The 21,996-nt window shown below is 67.8% G+C and carries 19 protein-coding genes and 1 tRNA gene; 10 read left to right on the forward strand and 10 right to left on the reverse strand.

Going from position 1 to position 21,996, the window contains the following annotated elements:
• Position 1 precedes the first annotated feature (1 nt).
• Both RDV64_RS01200 and xylB read left to right on the forward strand, forming a co-directional pair.
• On the forward strand, positions 2-1,000 hold the full coding sequence (locus RDV64_RS01200) for a sugar-binding transcriptional regulator (protein ID WP_309197468.1): 999 nt from the start codon (positions 2-4) through the stop codon (positions 998-1,000).
• On the forward strand, positions 997-2,475 hold the full coding sequence (xylB, locus tag RDV64_RS01205) for a xylulokinase (RefSeq protein WP_309197469.1): 1,479 nt from the start codon (positions 997-999) through the stop codon (positions 2,473-2,475). Before RDV64_RS01200 ends, xylB begins: the two co-directional genes overlap by 4 nt.
• 241 nt (positions 2,476-2,716) lie before the next feature.
• On the opposite strand, the gene RDV64_RS01210 is transcribed toward xylB, so the two are convergent.
• Together RDV64_RS01210 and glk are read right to left on the reverse strand one after the other, a co-directional pair.
• Positions 2,717-2,791, reverse strand: a tRNA-Gly gene (locus RDV64_RS01210).
• Positions 2,792-2,980: 189 nt separating this feature from the next.
• Positions 2,981-4,015: a glucokinase gene (glk, locus tag RDV64_RS01215; protein ID WP_309197470.1), complete on the reverse strand. Its 1,035-nt coding sequence runs from the start codon at positions 4,013-4,015 to the stop codon at positions 2,981-2,983.
• A 252-nt stretch (positions 4,016-4,267) separates the two neighbouring features.
• Here glk and RDV64_RS01220 point away from each other — a divergent pair, with 252 nt between their 5' ends.
• The 8 genes from RDV64_RS01220 to RDV64_RS01255 all read left to right on the forward strand — a co-directional run bounded on the left by RDV64_RS01220 (position 4,268) and on the right by RDV64_RS01255 (position 13,933).
• On the forward strand, positions 4,268-5,521 hold the full coding sequence (locus RDV64_RS01220) for a GTP cyclohydrolase II (protein ID WP_309197471.1): 1,254 nt from the start codon (positions 4,268-4,270) through the stop codon (positions 5,519-5,521).
• Positions 5,514-6,764: a URC4/urg3 family protein gene (locus RDV64_RS01225; RefSeq protein ID WP_309197472.1), complete on the forward strand. Its 1,251-nt coding sequence runs from the start codon at positions 5,514-5,516 to the stop codon at positions 6,762-6,764. Before RDV64_RS01220 ends, RDV64_RS01225 begins: the two co-directional genes overlap by 8 nt.
• 81 nt (positions 6,765-6,845) lie before the next feature.
• Positions 6,846-7,484, forward strand: coding sequence for a uracil phosphoribosyltransferase (gene upp, locus RDV64_RS01230; protein ID WP_309197473.1), 639 nt, complete (start codon positions 6,846-6,848; stop codon positions 7,482-7,484).
• A 92-nt stretch (positions 7,485-7,576) separates the two neighbouring features.
• Entirely contained in the window at positions 7,577-9,076 is a 1,500-nt protein-coding gene (locus RDV64_RS01235) for a phosphomannomutase/phosphoglucomutase (protein ID WP_309197474.1), read from the forward strand.
• Positions 9,077-9,688: 612 nt separating this feature from the next.
• Positions 9,689-11,050 (forward strand): leucyl aminopeptidase family protein, encoded by a 1,362-nt coding sequence (locus RDV64_RS01240; protein ID WP_309197475.1) that lies wholly within the window; start codon positions 9,689-9,691, stop codon positions 11,048-11,050.
• Entirely contained in the window at positions 11,047-11,949 is a 903-nt protein-coding gene (locus RDV64_RS01245) for an NlpC/P60 family protein (protein WP_309197476.1), read from the forward strand. The genes RDV64_RS01240 and RDV64_RS01245 overlap by 4 nt, the downstream gene beginning before the upstream one ends.
• A 30-nt stretch (positions 11,950-11,979) precedes the next feature.
• Positions 11,980-12,795 (forward strand): enoyl-CoA hydratase-related protein, encoded by an 816-nt coding sequence (locus tag RDV64_RS01250; RefSeq protein WP_309197477.1) that lies wholly within the window; start codon positions 11,980-11,982, stop codon positions 12,793-12,795.
• 22 nt (positions 12,796-12,817) lie between these two features.
• Positions 12,818-13,933, forward strand: a complete 1,116-nt coding sequence (locus RDV64_RS01255; protein ID WP_309197478.1) for an amidase family protein — start codon at positions 12,818-12,820, stop codon at positions 13,931-13,933.
• Here RDV64_RS01255 and RDV64_RS01260 read toward each other — a convergent pair.
• The 8 genes from RDV64_RS01260 to RDV64_RS01295 form a co-directional block, all read right to left on the reverse strand.
• A complete protein-coding gene (locus RDV64_RS01260) occupies positions 13,921-14,814 on the reverse strand; it encodes an amidohydrolase family protein (RefSeq protein ID WP_309197479.1) in 894 nt (297 codons plus the stop codon). The genes RDV64_RS01255 and RDV64_RS01260 overlap by 13 nt on opposite strands.
• Entirely contained in the window at positions 14,811-15,938 is a 1,128-nt protein-coding gene (locus RDV64_RS01265; protein WP_309197480.1) for a VWA domain-containing protein, read from the reverse strand. The genes RDV64_RS01260 and RDV64_RS01265 overlap by 4 nt, the downstream gene beginning before the upstream one ends.
• Positions 15,938-16,819 (reverse strand): MoxR family ATPase, encoded by an 882-nt coding sequence (locus RDV64_RS01270; protein WP_309197481.1) that lies wholly within the window; start codon positions 16,817-16,819, stop codon positions 15,938-15,940. Before RDV64_RS01270 ends, RDV64_RS01265 begins: the two co-directional genes overlap by 1 nt.
• Before the next feature lie 39 nt (positions 16,820-16,858).
• Positions 16,859-17,890, reverse strand: coding sequence for a molybdopterin cofactor-binding domain-containing protein (locus RDV64_RS01275; protein ID WP_309197482.1), 1,032 nt, complete (start codon positions 17,888-17,890; stop codon positions 16,859-16,861).
• A gap of 87 nt (positions 17,891-17,977) precedes the next feature.
• Positions 17,978-18,913, reverse strand: a complete 936-nt coding sequence (locus RDV64_RS01280; protein ID WP_309197483.1) for a DMT family transporter — start codon at positions 18,911-18,913, stop codon at positions 17,978-17,980.
• An 84-nt stretch (positions 18,914-18,997) separates the two neighbouring features.
• A complete protein-coding gene (locus RDV64_RS01285) occupies positions 18,998-20,704 on the reverse strand; it encodes a molybdopterin cofactor-binding domain-containing protein (RefSeq protein ID WP_309197484.1) in 1,707 nt (568 codons plus the stop codon).
• Positions 20,704-21,192 carry a 2Fe-2S iron-sulfur cluster-binding protein gene (locus tag RDV64_RS01290; protein ID WP_309197485.1) on the reverse strand — a complete coding sequence of 163 codons (489 nt, stop codon included), beginning with the start codon at positions 21,190-21,192 and terminating at the stop codon, positions 20,704-20,706. The genes RDV64_RS01285 and RDV64_RS01290 overlap by 1 nt, the downstream gene beginning before the upstream one ends.
• Complete coding sequence (locus RDV64_RS01295; RefSeq protein WP_309197486.1) at positions 21,192-21,989, reverse strand: FAD binding domain-containing protein; 798 nt, start codon at positions 21,987-21,989, stop codon at positions 21,192-21,194. The genes RDV64_RS01290 and RDV64_RS01295 overlap by 1 nt, the downstream gene beginning before the upstream one ends.
• Positions 21,990-21,996: the final 7 nt, after the last annotated feature.

Consider the following 21,996-nt stretch of genomic DNA (forward strand, 5'->3'; position numbering starts at 1 on the left):
CATGCCCCGAGGGCCGAAGACGCTCGATATCGACGAAGACGAGCGCTTCATGGCAAGGGTTGCGTGGGCCTACTATGTCGAGGGTCTGACGCAGGGTGCGGTTGCTGAAAAGCTTGGCGTCACGCGCCTGCGGGTCAACAAGGCGCTGGCCGAAGCGCGGCGCACGGGTCTTGTCCGCATCACCCTGTCGAGCGCATTTGCCCCCTGCCTGGAGCTGGAAGCGGGCCTGAAGGCCGCTTTCGGGCTTGCCGAGGTGCACGTCGTGCCGGCGCCGGAACGGGCGGACGATGTGGCCACCATGGTCGGCACCGCGCTCGGACACCTCCTGTCCCACGTTCTGGCCGACCGCGAGATCCGGCTTTTCGGCATGTCCTGGGGCAACACGCTCAACATTGCCACGCGGCACGTGGAGCCGATCGGGCGGCCGGACCTTGAGATCGTCTCCGTCATGGGCGGCACCACGCGCGGGTCGGACGTGTCGTCGTTCGAGATCACCACGCGGCTGGCGGACCTCTTCAATGCCCGCCACAGTTATTTTCCGGCGCCGCTTTACGCCAGCTCGCAGCAATCGCGCGACATCATTGTGGGCCAGGACGTGTTCACCGAGGTCCTGGAAAAGATCCGCCAGGTGGATGCGCTCGCCATGGCGGTGGGGGACCTTTCCAATCGCGCGCTCCTGATCCGCGATGGCCTGCCGTCCGATATTTCGCTGGACAGCCTGCGAGCTGCCGGCGGGGTGGGCGACCTCCTCGGCACCGTGCTCGATGCCGATGGTGCGCCCATCGACCACCCCATCAACCAGCGCCTGATCGGCATCGACTATGGCGACCTGCGCAACGTCCCCAATGTCATTCTGGCCTCCGGCGGGCTGCACAAGGCGCCGATCATCAAGGCGGTGCTCAAGCTCGGGGTCGTCGACACCTTCGTGACGGACGAGGCCACCGCCGCCGCCATCATGGCCCCCCACCCGGACGGCGGCGCTGCAAGGAACAACCCATGAGCCTCGTGATCGGGATCGATATCGGCACCTCCGGCGTCAAGGCCGTGATTGCGGATGAAAACGAGAGCGTGCGCGGCGAGGCCAGTCAGCCGATCCGTGTGTCCGCGCCCCATCCCGGCTGGTCCGAACAGGCGCCCGATTTATGGTGCGAGGCCGTCGCCACCTGCCTCGATGCGCTCGCCGCCGCACACCCGGTGCTGATAGCGGATGTTGCCGGCATCGGCCTTTCCGGCCAGATGCTGGGCACGGTGATGATCGACACTGCCGACAGGCCGGTGCGCCCGGCTGCCCTCTGGAACGACCAGCGCGCCATTGCCGAATCCGCCGAACTCCTGCGCCGCCAGCCTGACATCGGCCACCGCACCAACGGCACGCCCGACCCCGGCCTCCCCGGCCCGAAGCTCCTGTGGTTCGCAGCGCACGAACCGGAGGCGCTGGAGGCCACCGACTGCCTCCTGTCACCCAAGGACTATGTGCGCCTGTGGCTGACCGGCACCCGCGCGACCGAGGCCAGCGACGCATCGGGCACTTGCCTGATGGACAATCGCACCGGCGCATGGTCCGACGATCTGATCGCGGCGTGCGGCTGGTCGGCCGCAAAGCTTCCCCCGCTGATCGGCTCGGCCGAAAGCGGGGGCGGCCTGCGCGCATCGCTCGCCACACGCTTCGGGATGCGCAGCGGCATTCCGGTTGCGGGCGGCGCGGGCGACAACATGGCATGCTCTCTGGGTGTCGGTGCGGCAGCGCCCGGCGATACGGTGGTCACCATCGGCACCTCCGCTGTGGTGTGCGCAGTCGACGCCGCTTTCCGCCCCGCGCCAGACGACGCGATCCTGACCGGGATCCATGCCGCTCCGGGCACATACCTGTCGATGGCCGTCGTCATGAGCGCCACGGCGACGTTCCAGTGGCTGGCCGACATCACGCGCACACCCGTGCCCGAACTTGCAGCCGAGGCGGAAGCCTTCGCGGCGCAAGGGCGGATCGGCGAGGCCCCCACCGTCGCGCCCGCGCTGGGCGGCATTCGCACGCCGCACAACAGGCCGGACGCTGCGGCCATCATCGGCGGCCTCACCGGACGGACCGATCGCAGCGCCCTTGCCTACGCCACGCTGGAGGGGATCGCGTTTCAGATCGCGGAGTGCGTCGAGGCGCAGGCGCGCGCGGGCCTCACGCCGGATGCCTTCACTGCGGTTGGCGGCGGCGCCAGAAACGCGTTCTGGCTGTCACTTCTTGCAACCCTGTTCGCCCGGCCCGTCTCGCGCAGTGCAACGGCGCCGCTGGCCGCGCCTCTGGGGGCCGCGCGCTTGGCCCGCATTGCCGCCGGCGCGGCTGACCTCGCCAGCCTGCGGGACAAGCCGGCGGCGGAAATCATTGTGGAGCCGGACACCCCGAAGGCGGCCCCGCTGGCAGAGCGGTTCGATCGCTACCGTGCACTGCTCGACAGTCAGGGCTACCGCCACCCGGCGGCCTGACGCAGACGCCGCATCAGCGCAACGGATGCAGGCGCGGCACGACAACCGACTGAATGAATGAGACGGGCTGGGGCCGCGCGAGGAACGTGCGCAAGGCGCAGCGCCGTTGACGAACGGGCAGACTCAAGCGCAATGCGGCCGACCAGAGAGGATCGACGGAAGTTTCAGAACTGCAAGTCGTATGAAGTTTCGCAAGCTCAGCGCGGTCCATTGGATGGTGCACTAATTGGCTTGAATGAATTGGAGCGGGCGATGGGATTCGAACCCACGACCCCAACCTTGGCAAGGTTGTGCTCTACCCCTGAGCTACACCCGCGTCCGGCGCCCTTCCTGAAAGGCGCCCCGCGCTCCGCGTGACGGCGGGATAGACCGTTTGCGGTATGGACGCAAGCCCCAACAACACCCGCCCGGCATATTGCGCCGGATAAATTTCGGGAGGCCGGTTTATCCACAGAGCCGCGGATGTCCGCGCCGGGCTCCGGTGCGTGGAAAACCCGTCTCTTCGTCAGCGATCGTGACGCCGGGCGCCAAGGTCGAGCGCGAAGCGTTCCGGCATGATGGCGAAGGTGGAAAGGCCGGTCACGGCCGGGCGCGGCTCCGTGACGAGATAGGTCGGCATCTGTGCAATCAGGCCGGCGTGGGGCGCTTTTGCCTCGAACGCAGCGCGAAACCCGCTTTTCTCGAACCTGTCTGCAAGGCGCGGTGCAATGCCGCCGGCAATGTAGACGCCCCCCTTGGCGAGAAACATGAGGGCGAGATCGCCGGCAAGGCGGCCGAGATAGGTCAGGAACAGATCGACGGCTTCTTCTGCGGCGGGATCGCCGGCGTCGGCGCGGCCGGTCACGTCCTCACCCCTTGCGCAGTCGCTGGTCTCTCCGCCGGCCGCGCAGATTGCGCGGTAGATCCGCGCCAGTCCGTTGCCGGACAGGAGCGCTTCGCCCGAAATCCGCCCGTGGAAAGGGTCGAGGTGTGGCCAGATCGCAAAGTCACGCGCCGTCTCCGGCCCGAAATTGACGTGGCCGCCTTCGCCGGCAAGCGGCGTATAGCTCTGGTCGCCATAAATAAGTGCGGCAACGCCGAGCCCGGTTCCGGGACCGATCACCACGCGCGGCGCCCGCGGCTGCGCCTCTCCCCCGCCGATCTGCATCAGCTGGTCGGCGGTGAGCGCAGGCAACGCCAGCGAAAGCGCCTCGAAATCGTTGAACGCCACAACCGTTTCGAGGTTGAGGTCGGCCATGATCGCCTGAAGGTCGATCACCCAGTCTGCGTTGGTGAGCTTCATCGGCCCGTTGGTGATCGGCCCGGCAATGGCGATCAGCAGTGAGCGGGGCATGATGGCGGTGGTGTCCAGCACGGTCTCGGTCGCTGCAGCGGCAAAGCCCGGAAAGCTGCCGGTCTGCACCGTGGGAAATGTGCGCAGCGTGCTGTGCGAATCGGACAGGATCGCAAGGCGCACATTCGTGCCGCCGATGTCTGCAATCAGAACCGGAAACGGAACGGGCGAAATATCGGATTGGCGGCGACGGAGCGGGGTGTTCATGATCTGAGCATCCTAGCGCCAGTTTGCCATATTTAAAGCCATCGTCGCCAATTGGGGGGCAGCCTTGTGCCAGTCCCGCGCAATCTTGCGCCTGAGAATGAACAATCTGTTGCAAAACTCCAGGTGCGTCAGGTTCATGGTAAACAATAACGTGTCTTCAAGCGCTGGCACTTCGGGCTGCAATATGCCATCTGCCCGTCTTTGGTCGAACGGCTGGCGCGTCTTGCCAGCGTTCAACTTTCGGAGGGCCGCGTGAGCGAGACCGTCAACAGAAAGACCCACATCAGGCTGACCAGCCATCCGGGCAGCGGCAAGAAGGTGCGCTTCCCGCTCCATTGGGGCGCGGATACGCCTGAGGAGCGCGGGCCGATTGTCGGCACCGTGACCGAGGCGGCAGACCGCAACGCCATCGGCACCCACGGCGGCTCCTACAGCCTCTACCGCGCGCTCGCCGTCACCTCCGGCGCGCTCAACCCGATCAAGCGGCCGGACCTCACCAACACCTCGCCCACCCACGACATCGGCCCCTTCCCCTCGTGGAAGGACCCGCAGAAGATCGTGTCGCTGGACCCGTGGGGCCACGTCTCGACGCAGGCGTTCGCCGGCCTCATCGCCGAAGGCATCGACATTCGGCCCACAATTGCGGTGACGCAGGCGCACCTCGTCCTCAACGAATTGAAGGATGCCGTGCGCGAAGGCCGTCTTGAGGCCGACGGCAAGATCGTGAAGCAGTCGGGCGACGTTGCCGTCACCAAGGCAGCGCTTGAGCCGGTGTGGTATCTGCCCGGTCTTGCCGAGCGCTTTGGCGTGGAAGAAACGCGCCTGCGCCGTGTCCTGTTCGAGCAGACCGGCGGCATGTTCCCCGAGCTCGTCACCCGGCCGGACCTTCTCGCCTTCCTGCCGCCCATCGGGTCGATCACCGTCTATATCTTCGGCGACCCTGCGGCGCTGGCCAAGCCCGAGATCCGCCTCACCTGCCGTGTCCACGACGAGTGCAACGGCTCCGACGTGTTCGGCTCCGACATCTGCACCTGCCGGCCGTACCTGATCCACGGCATCGAAGAGTGCATCAAGGAGGCGCAGAACGGCGGCGTCGGCCTCATCGTCTACAACCGCAAGGAAGGCCGGGCGCTGGGCGAAGTCACGAAATTCCTCGTCTACAATGCCCGCAAGCGGCAGGAAGGCGGCGACACGGCGTCCGAATATTTCGAGCGCACCGAGTGCGTTGCCGGCGTGCAGGACGCGCGCTTCCAGGAGCTGATGCCCGACACGCTGCACTGGCTCGGCATCACCAAGATCGACCGCTTCGTTTCCATGAGCAACATGAAGTACGACGCCGTCACAAGGTCCGGCATCGAGATCCGCGAGCGCATTTCGATCCCCGACGATCTCATCCCCGCCGACGCACAGGTGGAGATGGAAGCCAAGAAGGCCGCCGGCTACTACTCCGAAGAGGGGGCCGCAGACGACCTCAGCGCTGTGAAGGGCCGCAACCTGAATGACTGACACTGCGAACGACCCGTCTCTCGAGGCGGCCCGGACGATCCTGACGGCGGAGGCGGTGCGCGACCGCACCGCCGCCCTGTTCGCCCTCATCGAAGACGGCAAGTCCGAGCACTTCACGTACGACGCCGCTGCCCTCCCCCGCCTTGCCGACCGCGTGGCCGCCCTCACCCGCGAGCGTTTTCCGACGCTCCAGGTGCCGCTCCACGCCCGCTGGCGCCATTTTGAAGTGGGCGGCATGGACCGGCTCGGCGGCATTGCCGCAGCGCGCGAATGGTCCTCCCCCGAGGAAGCCGCCCGCGCCATGGGCGACCTTGCGATCACCTCCGTGCTCTTGGACGCCGGCGCCGGCCCGCGCTGGGAGTACCACGAGGCGGCGACCGGCCAGCGGATCGGCCGCTCCGAGGGGCTCGGCCTTGCCTCTCTCGGCATGTTTGTCGCCGGCGCCTTCTCCGCCGTGCCCGCCGACCCGCTGCGCGCCGACGCGGAGGCACTGGAAAGCCTCACCGTCGAGGAGTTCGCGGCAGGCTTCCAGATCACGCCGGACAATCCGCTGGACGGCGCTGATGGCCGCCGCGCGCTCCTCGTCAGCCTTGCCGAAGCGTTGCGCGCCAGCCCCGACCTTTTCGCCAGCGAGGACGACCCCCGACCCGGCGGCATCATCGACGCTCTGGCCGCGGAGGCAGGCGACGCCCCCCTCCCCGCCGCCGCAATCCTCGATTTCGTACTCGAAGGCCTCAGCCCCATCTGGCCGAGCCGCCTGACGCTCGCCGGCATCCCGCTCGGCGACACCTGGGCCCATCCGGCGCTGGGCGATGGCACGCCCGGCAGCGACCTCGTGCCGTTCCACAAGCTCTCCACCTGGCTGTCGCTGTCGCTGATCGAGCCGCTGCTGGTCCACGGCGTCACCGTCACCGACCTCGACGCACTCCCCGGCCTTGCCGAATACCGCAATGGCGGCCTGTTCGTGGACGGCGGCGCACTCCTGCTGCGCGACCCGAAGGCCGCCGAAACACCCCACGCGGTGGACGAACCGCTGATCGTCGAGTGGCGCGCCGCCACCGTCACGCTCCTCAATCGCATCGCACCGCTGGTGCGCGAAAGGCTCGGCGTCAGCGCCGAAGACCTGCCGCTGGCGGCGATCCTCGAAGGGGGCACCTGGCTCGCCGGCCGGCAGCTTGCGGCGGAAAAGCGTGCCGACAAGAGCCCGCCGATCCCCATCATCAGCGATGGAACCGTATTCTGAGCCTCGGCGGGCAGAGATCTTGCTAGAGGCCACGGTCTGCGCACCCGCGCAGGCTTAGTTTGAAGCGATGGAGACACGAACTTGGCTGAGACCCCGTCCGTCACGGTAATCGAGCATCCGCTGGTCCGCCACAAGCTGACCATCATGCGCGACAAGAACACCTCCACCGCAGGCTTCCGCCGCCTCCTGCGCGAGATCGCGATGCTGCTGTGCTACGAGGCCACCCGCGACCTCGAACTCGAAATGGTCGACATCGACACCCCGCTGATGCCGATGCAGGCGCCCCAGCTCGCCGGCAAGAAGCTCGTCTTCGCCCCCATCCTCCGCGCCGGCGAGGGCCTTCTAGACGGGATGCTCGACCTCGTGCCCTCCGCCCGCGTTGCCCACGTCGGCCTCTACCGCGACCCCGAAACCCTCTCGGCGGTCGAATATTATTTCAAGGCCCCGGACGACATGGGCGAGCGCCGCGTGATCGTGCTCGACCCGATGCTCGCCACCGCCAACTCCGCCATTGCCGCGGTGGACCGCCTCAAGGAAGCCGGCGCCACCGACATGCGCTTCGTCTGCCTGCTGGCCGCGCCCGAGGGCGTCAGCAATTTCACCGGCCACCACCCGGACGTGCCGATCGTGACCGCCGCCATCGACGAAAAGCTGGACGATCACGGTTACATTGTTCCCGGCCTCGGCGACGCCGGCGACCGGATGTTCGGCACGAAATAGCGCCGGACCGCCCGCCCTTCGTCCAACAGCAGACTTTTGTCAGCGCGCCAAACACGGTAGGCAAGACCTTAGAACCTGCCGGAGAACGCCTCATGTTTCCTAAGCCCAAGCCGCAGCTGACGCCCAACACCTACGAGTACGAGTCCGAGCCGATGGTGAAACCCACCGGCTTTCGCGAGTACGACGCGCGCTGGCTGTTCGGCAAGGAACTCAACCTCATGGGCGTCCAGGCGCTCGGCATGGGCATCGGCACGCTGCTTGGCGAACTCGGCAAGCCAAAGGAAATCGTCACCGGGCACGACTTCCGCTCCTACTCCTCCTCCATCAAGACGGCCCTTATCCAGGGCATGATGGCGGCCGGCTGCAAGGTCCACGACATCGGCCTCTCCGTCACCCCCATGGCCTACTTCGCCCAGTTCGAGCTCAACGTGCCGGCCGTTGCGATGGTCACCGCCAGCCACAACGAGAACGGCTGGACCGGCGTGAAGATGGGCGCCGACCGCCCCCGCACCTTCGGGCCCGACGAGATCGGCCGCCTGAAGGAGATCGTCCTCAACTGCGAGTTCGACCTCTCCGCCGGCGGCTCCTACGACTATGTCGACGGTTTCGCCGAGCGCTACATGGACGATCTGGTCAAGAACCGGAAGATCAAGCGCCCCCTCAAGGTCATCGCGGCATGCGGCAACGGCACCGCCGGCGCGTTCGCTCCCAAAGTGCTGGCGCGCCTCGGCATCGAGGTGATCCCGCTGGACGCAGAGCTCGACCACTCGTTCCCGCGCTACAACCCCAACCCCGAAGACATGGAAATGCTCCACGCCATCCGCGACGCGGTGCTGGAGCACAAGGCCGACGTCGGCTTCGGCTTCGACGGTGACGGCGACCGCTGCGGCGTGATCGACGAGACCGGCGCCGAAATCTTCGCCGACATTGTCGGCGTGATGCTGGCGCGCGACCTTTCCAAGCTCAAGCACGGCTCGCAGTTCGTGGTCGATGTAAAGTCCACCGGCCTTTACAACACCGACCCCGTGCTCGCCGAAAACGGCGCCAAGACCGACTATTACAAGACCGGCCACTCTTACATCAAACGCCGCGTCAACGACCTTGGCGCCGTCGCAGGCTTCGAGAAATCCGGCCACTTCTTCTTCAACGAACCCATCGGCCGCGGCTACGACGATGGCCTCATCTCCGCCATCGCAATCCTCGAAATGCTCGACCGCAACCCGGACAAGACCATGTCCGAGCTGCGCGGCGCCCTGCAGAAGACCTGGCAGACGCCCACCATGAGCCCCCACTGCGACGACGAGCTGAAATACGGCGTCATCGACAAGGTGGTCCAGCGATTCAAGGATATGCACGCGGCCGGCGAACAGGTCGCCGGCCAGAAGATTTCCGAGCTGATCACTGTCAACGGCGTGCGCGTCGTCGCCGAGGACGGCACCTGGGGCCTTGTCCGTGCCTCCTCCAACAAGCCGGAGCTGGTCGTCGTGGTCGAAAGCCCCACCAGCGAGGAAAACATGCGCGCAATGTTCAAGGCCGTCGACGACGTCCTGCGCGAAAACCCCGAAGTCGGCGCCTACAACCAGTCGATCTGACCCCTCGCCGCAACGAGGGATCGGGCCGGGTCAAGGGCGCCGAAGGCGGGCGAAGCCTTCACCCTTGACGCGGTCCGAGCCCGGCAAACGCTCGCATCAGGGGTTCAGGCAAGGCAGGCGCGAAGCGGCTGATCTGTCCTGAACCCCTGCCAGGTGGCGAACCGGGGGAGCGCGAGGGGGAACACCCTCGCACTTTCAAGTGAAATGCCGGCGCGCAGCGCCGTCCCCGCCTTCCGAAGATCCGTGCAATTTGAGCGAACCGCGCACACCAGCCGTTTACCGTAACCCGCTATTCTCCTTGTCCAGACGCTCAAGAGCGCCGGCGTTAACCTCACGACAAGACGCGCCAGTGAGGTTCGATGGCGATGGAACCGGCGGACAAGGGTCGCAATCAGATGGCAAACGGGGCCGACATGCCAAGGGCGCGTCGTGGCGGGAAACCGCCTCGCGCCGAAGTCATGACCGAACTGCCGATGGTCACGGCGCTTCTTGTGGCGGCCGTCGTGGTTGCGCTGGTCGCAGCCGGCGGCCCGGTGCTCGACATGGTGTACGGCCTCAAGGCAATGTGGGGCGGTTGACCACCATCCGTCACTGAAGTCTGGAGATCCGCCCATGATTGTCGGCCGCCATGAGGTGGAACGCTCCACCCCGGTCCACGGCGTCCTGCGCAAGGATGCGCGCGCCTTTGTCGACCGGCTGTCCGAAATTCATGCCAGTTTCGCGCGCCTCAACGGGTTCGACGGCAGCGCCGGGCAGATGGTGGCCCTTCCGGACAATGCAGGCCGGTTCGCCATGGTGCTCATCGGTCTTGGCGAACACCCGGACCCCTTCGCCAGTGCCGCCCTTGCCAAATACACCGACGGGGTCTTCACGCTCGGCGAAGGCTGGGCCGACCACACGGCAGCCGCCCTCGGCCTCCTCCTCGGCCTCTACCGGTTCGACAATTACGCCCCCGGCAAGAAGCGCACGATCAAGCTCGTCGCCCCCGATACGGTGGACATCGACGACGTTCGGCGCATCGCCGACGCCGTCTACCTCACCCGCGACCTCGTCAACACCCCCGCCAACGACCTCGGCCCGGCAGAACTCGCGGACGCGGCGCAGGCGCTCGGCCGCAAGCATGGCGCAAAGATCGAGATCACCGACGGCGAGGAGCTGGAAATCGGCTTCCCGATGATTGCCGCCGTCGGCGCTGCCTCCCCCCGCCCCCCGCTCCTCATCGACATGACATGGGGCGAGGAAGACGCGCCGCGGCTGACGCTGGTGGGCAAGGGCGTGGTGTTCGACACCGGCGGTCTCAACATCAAGCCCGGCAACTCCATGGCATTGATGAAAAAGGACATGGGGGGCGCTGCGCAGGCCCTCGGCCTTGCCGCCATGGTCATGAGCGCTGGCCTCCCCGTCCGTCTGCGCGTTCTCATCGGCGCCGCCGAAAACGCCATTGGCGGCGCCGCCTTCCGCCCCGGCGACGTGCTGCGCTCGCGCAAGGGCCTTTCGGTGGAGATCGGCAACACCGACGCCGAGGGCCGCCTGGTGCTGGCCGACGTCCTCACCCTTGCCGACCAGGACGAACCGGAACTCCTGATCGACTTTGCGACCCTCACGGGTGCTGCCCGCGTCGCGCTCGGCCCCGACCTCCCCGGCCTCTTCACGCGCTCCGATGCGCTGGCCGAAGACATCCGCCTTGCCGGCGAGGACGTCCACGACCCGGTGTGGCGGCTCCCCCTCTGGGACCGCTACGCCACATGGCTGAAGTCCCCCATTGCGGACATCAATCACATCTCGTCGCAGCCCTTTGCGGGGGCCTCCACGGCCGCCCTCTTCCTCGACAGGTTCGTCGACAAGGCCAAGGCCTACGCCCACTTCGACGTTTATTCGTGGAACGCGGAGGAGCGGCCCGGTCGGCCCAAGGGCGGCGAGGCACAGTCGATCCGCGCACTCTACCAGTGGCTCAGCGTCCGCTACACCGCGTGACCCTCGACCCCCGCCTCAACGCCGTCCGCGATGATCTTGCGGATGATCGCCTTGCCGCCACCGCCTCGGCCCTGCGCTACGTTTCACCGGAACGCTTTGCCATCAGCGCACCCATCGCACCGGTCTTCCGTGTGCCCGGCGCGGAGCACCGCGAGACCGAATTCCTGTCCGGCGAGCCGGTCGATGTGTTCGAGACCGTCGATGGCTGGGCCTGGGTCCAGAGCGCGTCGGACGGCTATGTCGGCTATGTGCGCGCGCATGTGCTTGGCGCCCCCATGGCGCCGACGCACAGGGTCAGCGTGCCTCACGCGCTGGTGTTTGCCGGGCCGTCCATTCGCGCTGTGCTCCAGGGGCACCTGCCCCTGTCGGCACGGGTTACGGTGGCCGAAACGCTTGCGGGCAAGGACGTCTTCCACCGCCTCGTTGCAGCCGACGGGGCGACCACCGGCTACGTCCTCGGCCAGCACATCGGCCCCCTCCAGCCACCGCGCGGCGACTGGGTGCGCATTGCCGAAGCCTTTGTCGGCACGCCCTATCTGTGGGGCGGCAAAAGCTGGAACGGGATCGACTGTTCGGCCATCCTGCAGCTCGCCATCGAGGCTTCCGGCGGTTTTGCCCCGCGCGACAGCGACATGCAGTGGCAAGGTCTTGGCGAGCGGCACGATGCAGCCGCCTCCGCCCTCACCCGCGGCGATCTGGTATTCTGGAAAGGCCATGTGGGCGTGATGCTCGACGAAACGCGCTTTCTCCACGCCAACGGCTTTCACATGGCAACCGCCATCGAGCCCCTTGCCACCACAATTGCCCGGCTTGAAGCGCAGGACCTGCCGGTTCTCGGTGTGCGCCACGTTGCGCCCGAAAGCGCTCACACCTTGCCTCCCATGGCATCTGCCGCCTAAGTCTGTCGCTCAGACGAGCGGGAGATGGCCATGGTCGCGGAATTCGACGCAAGCGAAGGCGGGTATGTCCCGCACGTGGAAGTCGATCTTGAGGAAGAGGTCGCCATTGCGACGCTCACCAACCCGGAGCGCCGCAACGCCATCTCGGTGGGCATGTGGCGCGAGCTGGAAGCCTTCGCAGCCGAAGCCAGCGGCGACCCCGAAATCCGCGCCGTGGTGTTTCGCGGCTATGGTGACGTGTTCAGCGCCGGCGCAGACATTTCGGACTTCGAGGCGGGACGTGCCGGGAGCGACGGCGCCCGTGCCTATGACGACCAGATGGAACGCGCCTGCCTTGCCATCGAGGCGATCCGCCAGCCCACCGTGGTGCGGCTCGAAGGCCCCGTGGTGGGCGCGGGCGCTGCGCTCGCGTCCTGCTGCGACCTGCGCATTGCGTCCGACGACGCCTTCTTCATGGTGCCGGCCGCCCGGCTCGGCCTCGGCTACGATCCGCGCGGGGTTGCCCGGCTTGCCCGCACCTTCGGCGATGCCACCGCGCGCTGGTTGCTTCTCACTGCCGGCCGCCTTCCCGCCACCCGCGCGTTTGCCAGCGGCGCCGTGCACGAGCTGGTGGAGCAGGACGCCCTGGACGAAACCATGGCCCGCCTGATCGAGCGGCTGACCGACAATGCCCCCCTCACCATCGCCGCCGCAAAAGTGGCGCTGCGGGCCGTCGCCGACGGCACCGAACCGACGCTGATGGACGAGGCCTGGCGGCTGGTGGACCTTGCCGACGCCAGCGACGACTACGCCGAAGGCCGCCGTGCCTTCGCAGCCAAGCGCAATCCGCGCTTTGTCGGCCAGTGAGCGGCGTGAAAGCCAGTTCAGCTTGAGCGCCGGTGACGACGCGTTCGTCGAAATCCTCCCGGCTCCGGATGCCCCCCGCCTTGCGGTAAAGGACATGATTGCAGTTGAGGGATGCGTGCAGGGCGCCGGGCTCCCTGTGCGGGCGGACCGTATTGCTTCGGCGGATGCAGCAGTCGTCGCCCGCTTTCGGGCAGCGGGCTACGCCGTGGCCGGCACCACGCACACCGATGCTGCAGGCTTCGGCACAATGACGCCATGGGTCAGCAACCCGCGCCATTCCGGGCGCGCCGTCGGCGGCTCCAGCGGCGGCTCGGCAGCCGCGGTGGCCGCTGGCCGCGCCGAGGTGGGCCTTGGCACGGACACCGGCGGCAGCGTGCGCATCCCCGCCGCCTACTGCAATCTCTTTGCGCTCAAGGCAAGCCACGGCCGCGTGCCGGCGGATGGCATCCTCCCCCTGTCGCCCACACTCGATGCGCCGGGGCTGCTTGCCGCGTCCGCCGACGTGCTGGCCGATGCTGCCCCGGTTCTGATGGCGGACTGGCAGCCGGGCGCGGCTTCCCTTCCGCTTTATTTCGACGCCAGTGCCGTCGCGGCCGCAGAGCCCGCGGTGTTTGCCCGCTTCAACGAAATTGCCGAAGCCCTCGGCGCGCTGTACGACAACGGCACCGACCCGCCATATCAAGATCTGGCCACCGCGCACTCCACCATCGTCTGCGCCGAAGGCCTTGCCGTCCACCTTGAAGATTGGACGCGCGCCCCCGCGGGCTTTCCCCCCACCATCGCGGACGCGTTGCGCTACGCCGAAACCATCAGCGCCGCGCAGGTCACCGCAGCCCGGCAGACCGTCGCCAAGGCGCGCGACCTGCTGCGGGCGCACGCCAAGGGCCGTGTCCTGATGCGCCCCACCCTGCCGATGGCACCGGCGGACCGCCATGCGGAGACCGCTGTGCTTGGCGGCGTTTCGCAGCCGGTCACCAACGCCAATATCCGCCTCACCTTGTCAGCCAACGTTGCCGGGCTGCCGGTGGCGGTCGTCCCCTTCCGCGGCCTGTCGGTCCAGTTCGTCGGCGGCCATGGCGAGGACGAGGCGGTGCTGGCCACAGCGCTGGCTGCGGGGCTCGCCATTCAAAGCCGGTAGACTTTGGCCGCGGTGTCGTGGAAGACGGCGCGGACGGTTTCGTCCGGCGCATCCGCCAGCGCGTCCTTGACCGCACCAATCAACGCATCATACGAGGTCCACAGCTTCTCGATGGGGAAGTTGGAGCCGTAAAGGCACCGCGTCGCCCCGAACATTTCGAGCGATTCGGCCACGGTCCACGCAATGTGCGCCGGATCGTTGGCGTGAATGAACGTGCCGAAGCCTGAAAGCTTGCAAAGGACGTTGGGAGCCTTCGCAAGCCGGCCGATGGCCTCGCGCCAATCGGCCTTGCCCTCGTCCGTCAGGTCTTCCGGCATGCCGGCGTGCTGGAGGACGAAAATCACGTCCGGGCACTCGTCCACCAGCCGCAGCGCTGCATCGACCTGCCCGGCGAAGATCTGCAGCTCGAACACCATGGCGTAGTCCGCAAGGCGCTGCACGTTGCGGATCACGGCCGCGCTGCCCACCACGTCCGGTCCGGAGGCAAAGCGGTAGAGCGGGTTGTGATGGTGGTGCATCTGGTGGCGGATGCCGCGCACCAGCGTGTTGCCGGCGAGGGTGTCGAGGTCGGCGCGGGCATCGTCCTGCGTTATGTCGCAGAAGGCGACGATGGCGTGCGGCCAGCCTGTTTCCGCGGCCACGTCGGCCACCCAGCGCGCCTCGTCGGCAAACCAGTTGGGCGCCCAGTTGGCCTGTACATAGACCGACTTTGCAACGCCGGACCCCGCCACGTCCTCGCGGTATTCGTCAATCAGGTAGTCGCGCTTGATGGCATCGTAGGGGCCGAAGATGCGCGGCTGCGTCGGCCCCAGGAGCCAGGGCAGGTCCGCCCGGCGCCAGATGTGGTGGTGGGCGTCGACGATCGGGAATTCAGCGCTCATGAATGTCTCGCAACGTGAAGGATTTCGCGGGTGATGGCGGCAGTGGAAGCCCCGTCGCCGATCCGTCGGACCATGGGCGCAATGGCGGCCATCGCCGCCGTCTGGGGCGTGTAGTCGGGGTCGGCGGCGAGCGGCGACAGCCACAGGATGCCGAAGGAGAGGCGGGACAGGCGCGACACGGCGGCAATCAGCGCATCGGGCTCGCCCCGCTCCAGCCCGTCTGACAGGACCACCACAAAGGCCGAGCGCGCAAACCCGGCAAAACGCGGCACGGCCAGAAACGCGGTCAGCGCATCGCCAAGGCGCGTACCGCCGTCCCAGTCCGCCACCGATGCGGAGGCCGCCTCCAGCGCCGGCCCTTCGCGGCGGTGGCGCAGCGCGCGCGTGATCCGGGTGAGCCGCGTGCCGACGGTAAAGACCTCGCACCGGTCCGCCGCCTGCACGAGCGTGTGGGCAAGGCGCAGCGAGCGGTCCGTCCCCCCTTTCATGGACGCGGACACGTCGATCAAAAGAAGAACGCGGCGCTGCGCCATCCGCCGCTTCAGCTGCGGCAGGACGACGACTTCGCCATCGCGCTTCACCGCATCGCGCAGTGCCCGGCGCAGGTGGGGCCGCCCGCCGCTGCGGTGGCTGCGCCAGCGCCGGGACAGGCGCCGCGGCAGCCGCTCCGGCGCCCGGCGCCGGAACAGCCGCAGCGCATCGCTTTCGCTCGCCGGAGGAAAAGTGCGCCCGGACAGCGCTTCGGCAACGGTGGCCTCCTCGCCGGCTTCGGTCTCCTCCTCCGGCTCGATGAGATCCGCCGCGCCGTCCTCCGGCTCGAAGGCCCGCTCGTCGTCCAGGCTTTCGGCGGGGGCTGCGATGGTCTGCCCCAGAAAATGCGCGCGAAAAAGAGCGTCGAACGTTTCCCAAAGCTCAGGCGGCGGCGCGAAGACTGCCCGAGCCGCCCGGTGAATGTCGGCCATCTTGCGCGGTCCCAGAAGGCCGACGCCAGCCACAAAGCTCTGCGTCTGCTCCGGCGCAACGGGAAAGCCGTGAGAACGCAGCCGCGCTGCGAAGGTGACGAAGGGCACCGCGGCACGGGGCAGCGCCGCGCCGGGGCGCGCCTGCTCCCCGGCCACCGCCATCAGCCCACCGCCTCGGCCAGCATCGCGTCGATCCGCCCGTCCAGAAACTGCATGTCGTCCTGGTCTTTCAGCGCCACGCCGATGGAGCGGCGGAAGGCCAGCGGCCACGGGGCGCCCTGCTGGTTGAGGAGGGTCGCCGCCTCCGCCCACTCCACCGTCTCGGCAACGCCCGGCGCCTTGGCCAGCGGCTCGTCGCGCAGCGCGGTCACCGCGCGCACCACCTGGTCCGCGGTGCGCCGCACCACCGTGGAGGCGCGCATCATCACGATGTCCGCCTCGCGCGCTGCATCCGGGTAGCCGATATAGTGGTAGACGCAGCGGCGCCGCAGAGCCTCGTGGAGTTCGCGCGTGCGGTTGGAGGTGAGCACCACCACAGGCGGCCGTTCGGCCCGCACCGTCCCGCGCTCGGGGATCGAGATGGAGAAATCGGACAGGAATTCCAGAAGGAACGCCTCGAACTCCTGATCCGCCCTGTCGATCTCGTCAATCAGCAAGACAGTGTCGGCGGCGTGCTGGAGCGCCTGAAGCATGGGGCGGGCGAGAAGGAAATCGTCAGCGTAGATGTTGACGTAGCTGTCCCCCGCCTGCCGGATTGCCAGCATCTGGCGCGGATAATTCCACTCGTAAAGGGCCGCCCCCGCGTCGATCCCCTCAAAGCACTGGAGCCGCACCAGCTGCCGCCCGAGGATCGAGGCGAGCGCCTTCGCCCCTTCGGTCTTGCCGACACCCGGCGCGCCTTCGAGCAGCAGCGGCTTGCCGAGCGCCAGCGCGAGATAGGCCGCGGTCGCCAGGTCCTCGCCCGCAAGATACTGCGCATCGCGCAGCGCCTCGGCGAGCCGGTCCGGCCCGTCAATCCCGCTGACGGAACGCTCAACCGGCACGAAAGCCTACCGTTTCCGGAGCTGTCCCAACGGTGCCTGTCACGGCATCCGGCCCGGCGCTGGCTTGCGGGCGCCGCCATTGTCGCGCAGGCCGCGGAGGATCTTGTCCGGCGAAATCGGCAGATCGCACACCCTCACGCCAACCGCATCGAACACCGCGTTGGCAATGGCCGGCAGCACGGGGTTGGCGCACATTTCGCCCGGCCCCTTGCCCCCGAACGGCCCGTCCGGCGCAGGCCGTTCCAGAACGGCAATGTTGTGGGGCGCAATGTCGCCCGGTCCGGGCATGAGGTAGGTGTTGAAATCTTCCGGGCCTTCGCGCCGATCCGGGTAGAACGGCTCCGTGGTCTCGTAGAGGGCGTGGCTCATCCCCATCCATGCCCCGCCCACAAGCTGCTGCTCCACAAGGCGCGGGTTGAGCGCGCGGCCAAGCTCGTAGGCGGAATTCATCTCCATGACGGTGACTTCGCCGGTCTCGTCGTCCACCTCCACGTCCACGAAAAGCGCAGCGTGCGCGTAACAGGTGACCGGGTCCATCTCGCCGGTGTCGGGGTCCACTGCCGACAGGGGAATGAGGAAGATGCCCCGCCCCGACACGGTGCGCCCCTGCTTGAACTGGGCCGCCGCGCTGGCCGCTGCCGTGGTGATGGAGCGGCTCGGCGCGCCTTTGACGTGGATGTTTCCCTTCCCGTCGGTGACGAGATCGGCGGCATTCACCTCCATCTCTTCGGCAGCGGCTTCCAGCATCACCGCGCGGGCTTCCTTGGCTGCCGCAATGACGGCGTTGCCGACGCGGTGGGTGCCGCGCGAGGCGAAGGAGCCCATGCAGTGGGGGCCGGTGTCGCTGTCGGCGGTATCGACGTAAACGTCCTGCACCGGCACGCCCAGCGTTTCAGCGGCAATCTGCCGTGTGACCGACTTCATGCCCTGCCCAAGGTCGATGGAGGACAGCGCTACCATGAACTTGCCATCGGGGTTGGAGTGGACCAGCGCCTGGCTGGGGTCGCCCCCCAGGTTCATGCCGATCGGGTAGTTGATCGCGGCGAATCCTCTGCCCTTGTGGACGGTCATGGCGCTGTGCTCCGGAAATGGCCCTTGAGGATCGGGCTTTGCGCCCGGCAACGCAATCCGCTCAGTCTGATGCTGTGCGCAGCCGGTTCAGGGGTGGGTGATGCGGTTTACCTCGGCGCGCTTCAACTGCCGCTCGCGGTGGATGACGTAAAGCCCTGCGCACAGGATGATTGCGGTGCCGGCCCAGGTGATCGCGTCGGGAAACTCGTCGAACAGGATGTAGCCGAAGGCGGTGGCGCCGACGATTTCCAGATACTGGAACGGGGCAAGGAGGCTCTGCTCGGACAGGCGCACCGCGAAGGTCATCATCATCTGCACCCCGGTGGCAGTCACGCCGAGGAGGCCGATCAGCGCCCAGGCGCTTGCCGACGGCATCACCAGCGATGTGAACTCGGCCCCGGCAAGGTTGCCGCCGGCAATCACCGCGGCCAGAAACAGCGTCGCGAACAGGCCGCTGAGGGTCTGGATCCGCAAGCCATCGAGGTTGGCCTTCATCCCGCGCACGGTGGTGACCATGGCGGCAAATGCTGTGGCGGCCATCAGCGGCAGGACGGCGGGCCAACCGAACTGCGCAAAATTGGGGCGGATCACAATCAGCGCGCCAACCAGCCCCGCCACCACGGCGCTGATGCGGTGGATGCCGACCTTCTCGCCAAGGAAGATCGCAGCGAACAGGGTGAGGATGAGCGGGCCGACGAAGAAAATCGCGATGGCGTTGGCCAGCGGCAGGTACTGGAGCGACCAGTAAAGGCTGATCGAGGCGATTCCCATGAAACAACCCGACAGGGCAAGCCGCCAGATGGACCCCATCACGGCCGGCGTGAACACCTTCCGGCGCAGCACGGCCAGGAGGATGAACAGGATGAGTGTTTGCGAACCGTAGCGCAGGACACCGATCTCGACCGGCGGCATCTCCCGGCCGAGGATCTTGGCGATGGCATCCAGCGTCGGCACGGTGAGCGAGGCGAGGATCATCAGGGTCACGCCGCGGGCGGAATCGCGGGCAGACTCGGTCGCGCTCACAGGGTTCAATTCAACGGTTCCTCGGGTGTGTGGAGCCCGTCTTAGCAGCTGCGGCCCACCCCGCGGCAAGGGCCTGCCCGCCGATCAGCGGCGGCGTAGACCCGAAATGGACGAGAAGCGCGGGCCGCGGCGCGGTGCAGCGCGCTCCGGCGCAGGTGCCGGCTCCGGCGGCCGCGGCGTTGCGGGAGGCGGCGGCGGGTCACGCCTCGCGGCAGCCGGCGTTTGGGATGCGGGTTCCGTTCGCGCAGCGGGCGCCGGGGCCCGCGGGGTCTCGTGGCCCGGTCGCGGCGGGGCCGCACGTCCGGTCTCGACCGGTTCGCGCGACTGCCCGCCTTGCGCGTACGAGCCGGACGAGTAGCCCTCCACCCGGCCATGCTGGTCGGTGGCGGTGTAGTTGGGGATCTCGCCACGCACGCCGCCGCCATCTTTCAGCGAGGACGCCGCCAGCAGCGACGGCGACAGCTTCACGCCCGCCTTCTCGGCCGCCACCTGGCAGCACTCGATGAGCGCGGTGTTCTTGGCAACGCGGCGGTGCGCCTTCATGTCCCCGTCGCGGTAGGAATTGATGATCCGGTAGGCGACCGGGTCGAGCCCGATCTCGCGGGCACACACGTCCATGTGGCTCTCGATGGCGAAGTCCACGCCCGTCACGCCGAAGCCGCGCATGGCGGTGGCTGGCGTGCGGTTGGTGAACACGCAATAGACATCCGAATAGACGTTGGGGATGGTGTACGGCCCCGGCAGGTGGCCGACGCCCTTGATGATGGCGTAGGACGAAAGGCGCGTGTAGGCGCCGGCATCGAAGTAGCCGACGAGTTTGCGGGCGACGAGGCGGCCGTCGTTCATCACGCCATCGGTGATGTACCAGCGTTCGGCGCCGCGGGGGGCGCCCACCTGCATCTCCTCGGCCCGGTCGAACATGTATTTGCACGGCCGGCCGGTGAGAATGGTGCCGAGGATCGCCATCGGCTCGTGCAGGCTGTCCACCTTGCCGCCGAAGCCGCCGCCCACCGTCCCGCCGATGAAGTGCAACCGCGCCGACGAGATGTCGAGCAGCTTGGCGGCGGTACCCAGCGAGAAGAACAGCGCCTGCGTGGAGGTGTAGCAGACGAAGCGGTCGTTGGTTTCGGGCGCAGCGATGGCGCCGCAGGTCTCGATCGGCGCCTGCTCGATGGGGCTCATCTGGTAGCGCCCCTCGATCACGTGATCGGCCTCGCGAAAGCCCGCCTCCACGTCGCCGAAGCGCAGCTTCTGGTGGTCGTACTTGCCATGGTAGACGAAGAGGTTGCCGGGGTACGGCTTGCTGATAGACGGCGCGCCGGGCTTGATCGCCTCTTCCACGTCGAGGACGTGGGGCAGCACCTCGTAGTCGACGCGCACGGCGGCGGCGGCTTCCCGCGCCTGCCGCTCGGTGTCGGCGACGACGGCTGCGACCGGGTCGCCCTTGTAGCAGACCTTTTCGGTGGCCAGCAGCGGCTCATCGTCGAGCCCGAAGTCGAGCAGCGAGAGGAGCGTGTTGAGGTTGTTGGGCACGTCCTTGCCGGTGATGATTCTCCGCACGCCCGGCATGCGTTCTGCGGCGGACGTGTCGATCCGGCGGATCTTCGCGTGGTGGTGCGGCGAGCGGGTGCAGCGGATGTGGCAAAGACCGTCGAACAAATGGTCGTCGTAGAACGGCGAGCGGCCGGTGACGTGTCCCACCATGTCCTGCCGCTGGGTCGGCTTGCCGATCTCGTTGAGGTCGTCATCCCGCTCGTCGGCGAAATATTCCTTGCGAAATTCGAGGGGCATCAGCGGGCTCCCGTCCGGCGGAGGCCGCCATTGGCGGCGGCGGTGAGCACGGCCTCGATGATCGCCTCGTAGCCGGTGCAACGGCAGATGTTGCCGGAGATGGCCTCCACCACCTCTTCCCGGCTGGGGCGCGGGTTGTGCTTCAGAAGCGCTGCGGCGGACATCAGCATGCCCCCCGTGCAATAGCCGCACTGGGCCGCGAAATGGGTCATGAACGCGTCCTGGAGGGGCGACAGCGCGCCATCCGCAAGGCCGGCGACCGTGTCGATCTCGGCGCCCTCGACGGTTTCGGCCAGAGTGAGGCAGGACAGGCGCGGCGCACCGTCGATGATGACGGTGCAGGCGCCGCAGGTGCCCTGCGCGCAGCCATACTTGGGCGTGAGGTCGCCGACGCCGCGGCGCAGCACGTCGAGAAGGTTCTGCCCGTCCGAAACGAACGCTGCCTTTTCCTCGCCGTTGTGGGTGAAGGTGACGGGCTTTTTCGCCATCAGCGGATGTCCTCCAGAAGGCGTCGAAGGTGCACGCCCGCAACTTCGCGGCGGTACCAGGCGGTGGCGATGGCGTCGTCGCGGGGGCTGAGCCCCTCGGCGGCGTGGGCGGCGGCCGCGGCAATGGCGGACGCACCTAGCGCCTGGCCGTTCAGCGCCCGCTCGGCAGCTTCCGCGCGCACCGGGCGCGCGCCCATGCCGTTGAAGACGATCCGCGCATTCTCGATCCGCCCGCCCTGCCGCGGCAGCACCGCCGCCACGGACAGCACCGACACGCCCTTGGGCTTGATCCGCGAGACCTTGCGGAAGTGAAGCCCGCCCTGCGGCACCGGCACATGCACGGCCGCAACCAGCGACCGGGTCGGTCCCCCGCGAATGAGGTCGTCGATGCTCTGCCGCCGCCCATCGGTCATCTCGGCGGTGGCGCCAAGCGCCATCAAAGCGGCGGTGAGGTCCCCATAGGGCGCGGCGGCGAAGAGGTTGCCGGCGACGGTGGCGGCAGCGCGCACCTGCGGCCCGCCGATCAGCCGCGCGACCGGCGCCAGAAACGCCGTGTCCCGCGAGGCGGCGATTGAAGCCATCGTGACGCCGGCGCCCAGCGTCACGGCGCTGCCGGTGGTGCGGATCTCGGTCATCGCCCGGTCCGTGGTGCGGATCAGCGTGTCGAAGCTCTGGTCGGCCTCATTGACGGCGCGCATCAGGATCGTGCCGCCGCCCATGAAGCGAGCCGCGCGGGCCGCTGCAAACGCGCGGGCCGCCTCGGAGAGCGTCGGGTAGGTCTCCACCGTCAGCGGCATCGGTCAA

Origin of the sequence: Acuticoccus sp. MNP-M23, assembly GCF_031195445.1 — a bacterium.
Lineage (GTDB): Bacteria > Pseudomonadota > Alphaproteobacteria > Rhizobiales > Amorphaceae > Acuticoccus.

Excerpts from the sequence above, each read along its gene's own strand:
- RDV64_RS01225 (WP_309197472.1), top strand. The coding sequence starts at position 5,514 with ATGACTGACACTGCGAACGACCCGTCTCTCGAGGCGGCCCGGACGATC.
- RDV64_RS01235 (WP_309197474.1), top strand. The coding sequence starts at position 7,577 with ATGTTTCCTAAGCCCAAGCCGCAGCTGACGCCCAACACCTACGAGTAC.
- RDV64_RS01260 (WP_309197479.1), bottom strand. The coding sequence starts at position 14,814 with ATGAGCGCTGAATTCCCGATCGTCGACGCCCACCACCACATCTGGCGC.
- xylB (WP_309197469.1), top strand. The coding sequence starts at position 997 with ATGAGCCTCGTGATCGGGATCGATATCGGCACCTCCGGCGTCAAGGCC.
- RDV64_RS01200 (WP_309197468.1), top strand. The coding sequence starts at position 2 with ATGCCCCGAGGGCCGAAGACGCTCGATATCGACGAAGACGAGCGCTTC.
- RDV64_RS01240 (WP_309197475.1), top strand. The coding sequence starts at position 9,689 with ATGATTGTCGGCCGCCATGAGGTGGAACGCTCCACCCCGGTCCACGGC.
- glk (WP_309197470.1), bottom strand. The coding sequence starts at position 4,015 with ATGAACACCCCGCTCCGTCGCCGCCAATCCGATATTTCGCCCGTTCCG.
- RDV64_RS01250 (WP_309197477.1), top strand. The coding sequence starts at position 11,980 with ATGGTCGCGGAATTCGACGCAAGCGAAGGCGGGTATGTCCCGCACGTG.
- RDV64_RS01275 (WP_309197482.1), bottom strand. The coding sequence starts at position 17,890 with ATGACCGTCCACAAGGGCAGAGGATTCGCCGCGATCAACTACCCGATC.
- RDV64_RS01290 (WP_309197485.1), bottom strand. The coding sequence starts at position 21,192 with ATGGCGAAAAAGCCCGTCACCTTCACCCACAACGGCGAGGAAAAGGCA.
- RDV64_RS01265 (WP_309197480.1), bottom strand. The coding sequence starts at position 15,938 with ATGGCGGTGGCCGGGGAGCAGGCGCGCCCCGGCGCGGCGCTGCCCCGT.
- RDV64_RS01295 (WP_309197486.1), bottom strand. The coding sequence starts at position 21,989 with ATGCCGCTGACGGTGGAGACCTACCCGACGCTCTCCGAGGCGGCCCGC.
- RDV64_RS01285 (WP_309197484.1), bottom strand. The coding sequence starts at position 20,704 with ATGCCCCTCGAATTTCGCAAGGAATATTTCGCCGACGAGCGGGATGAC.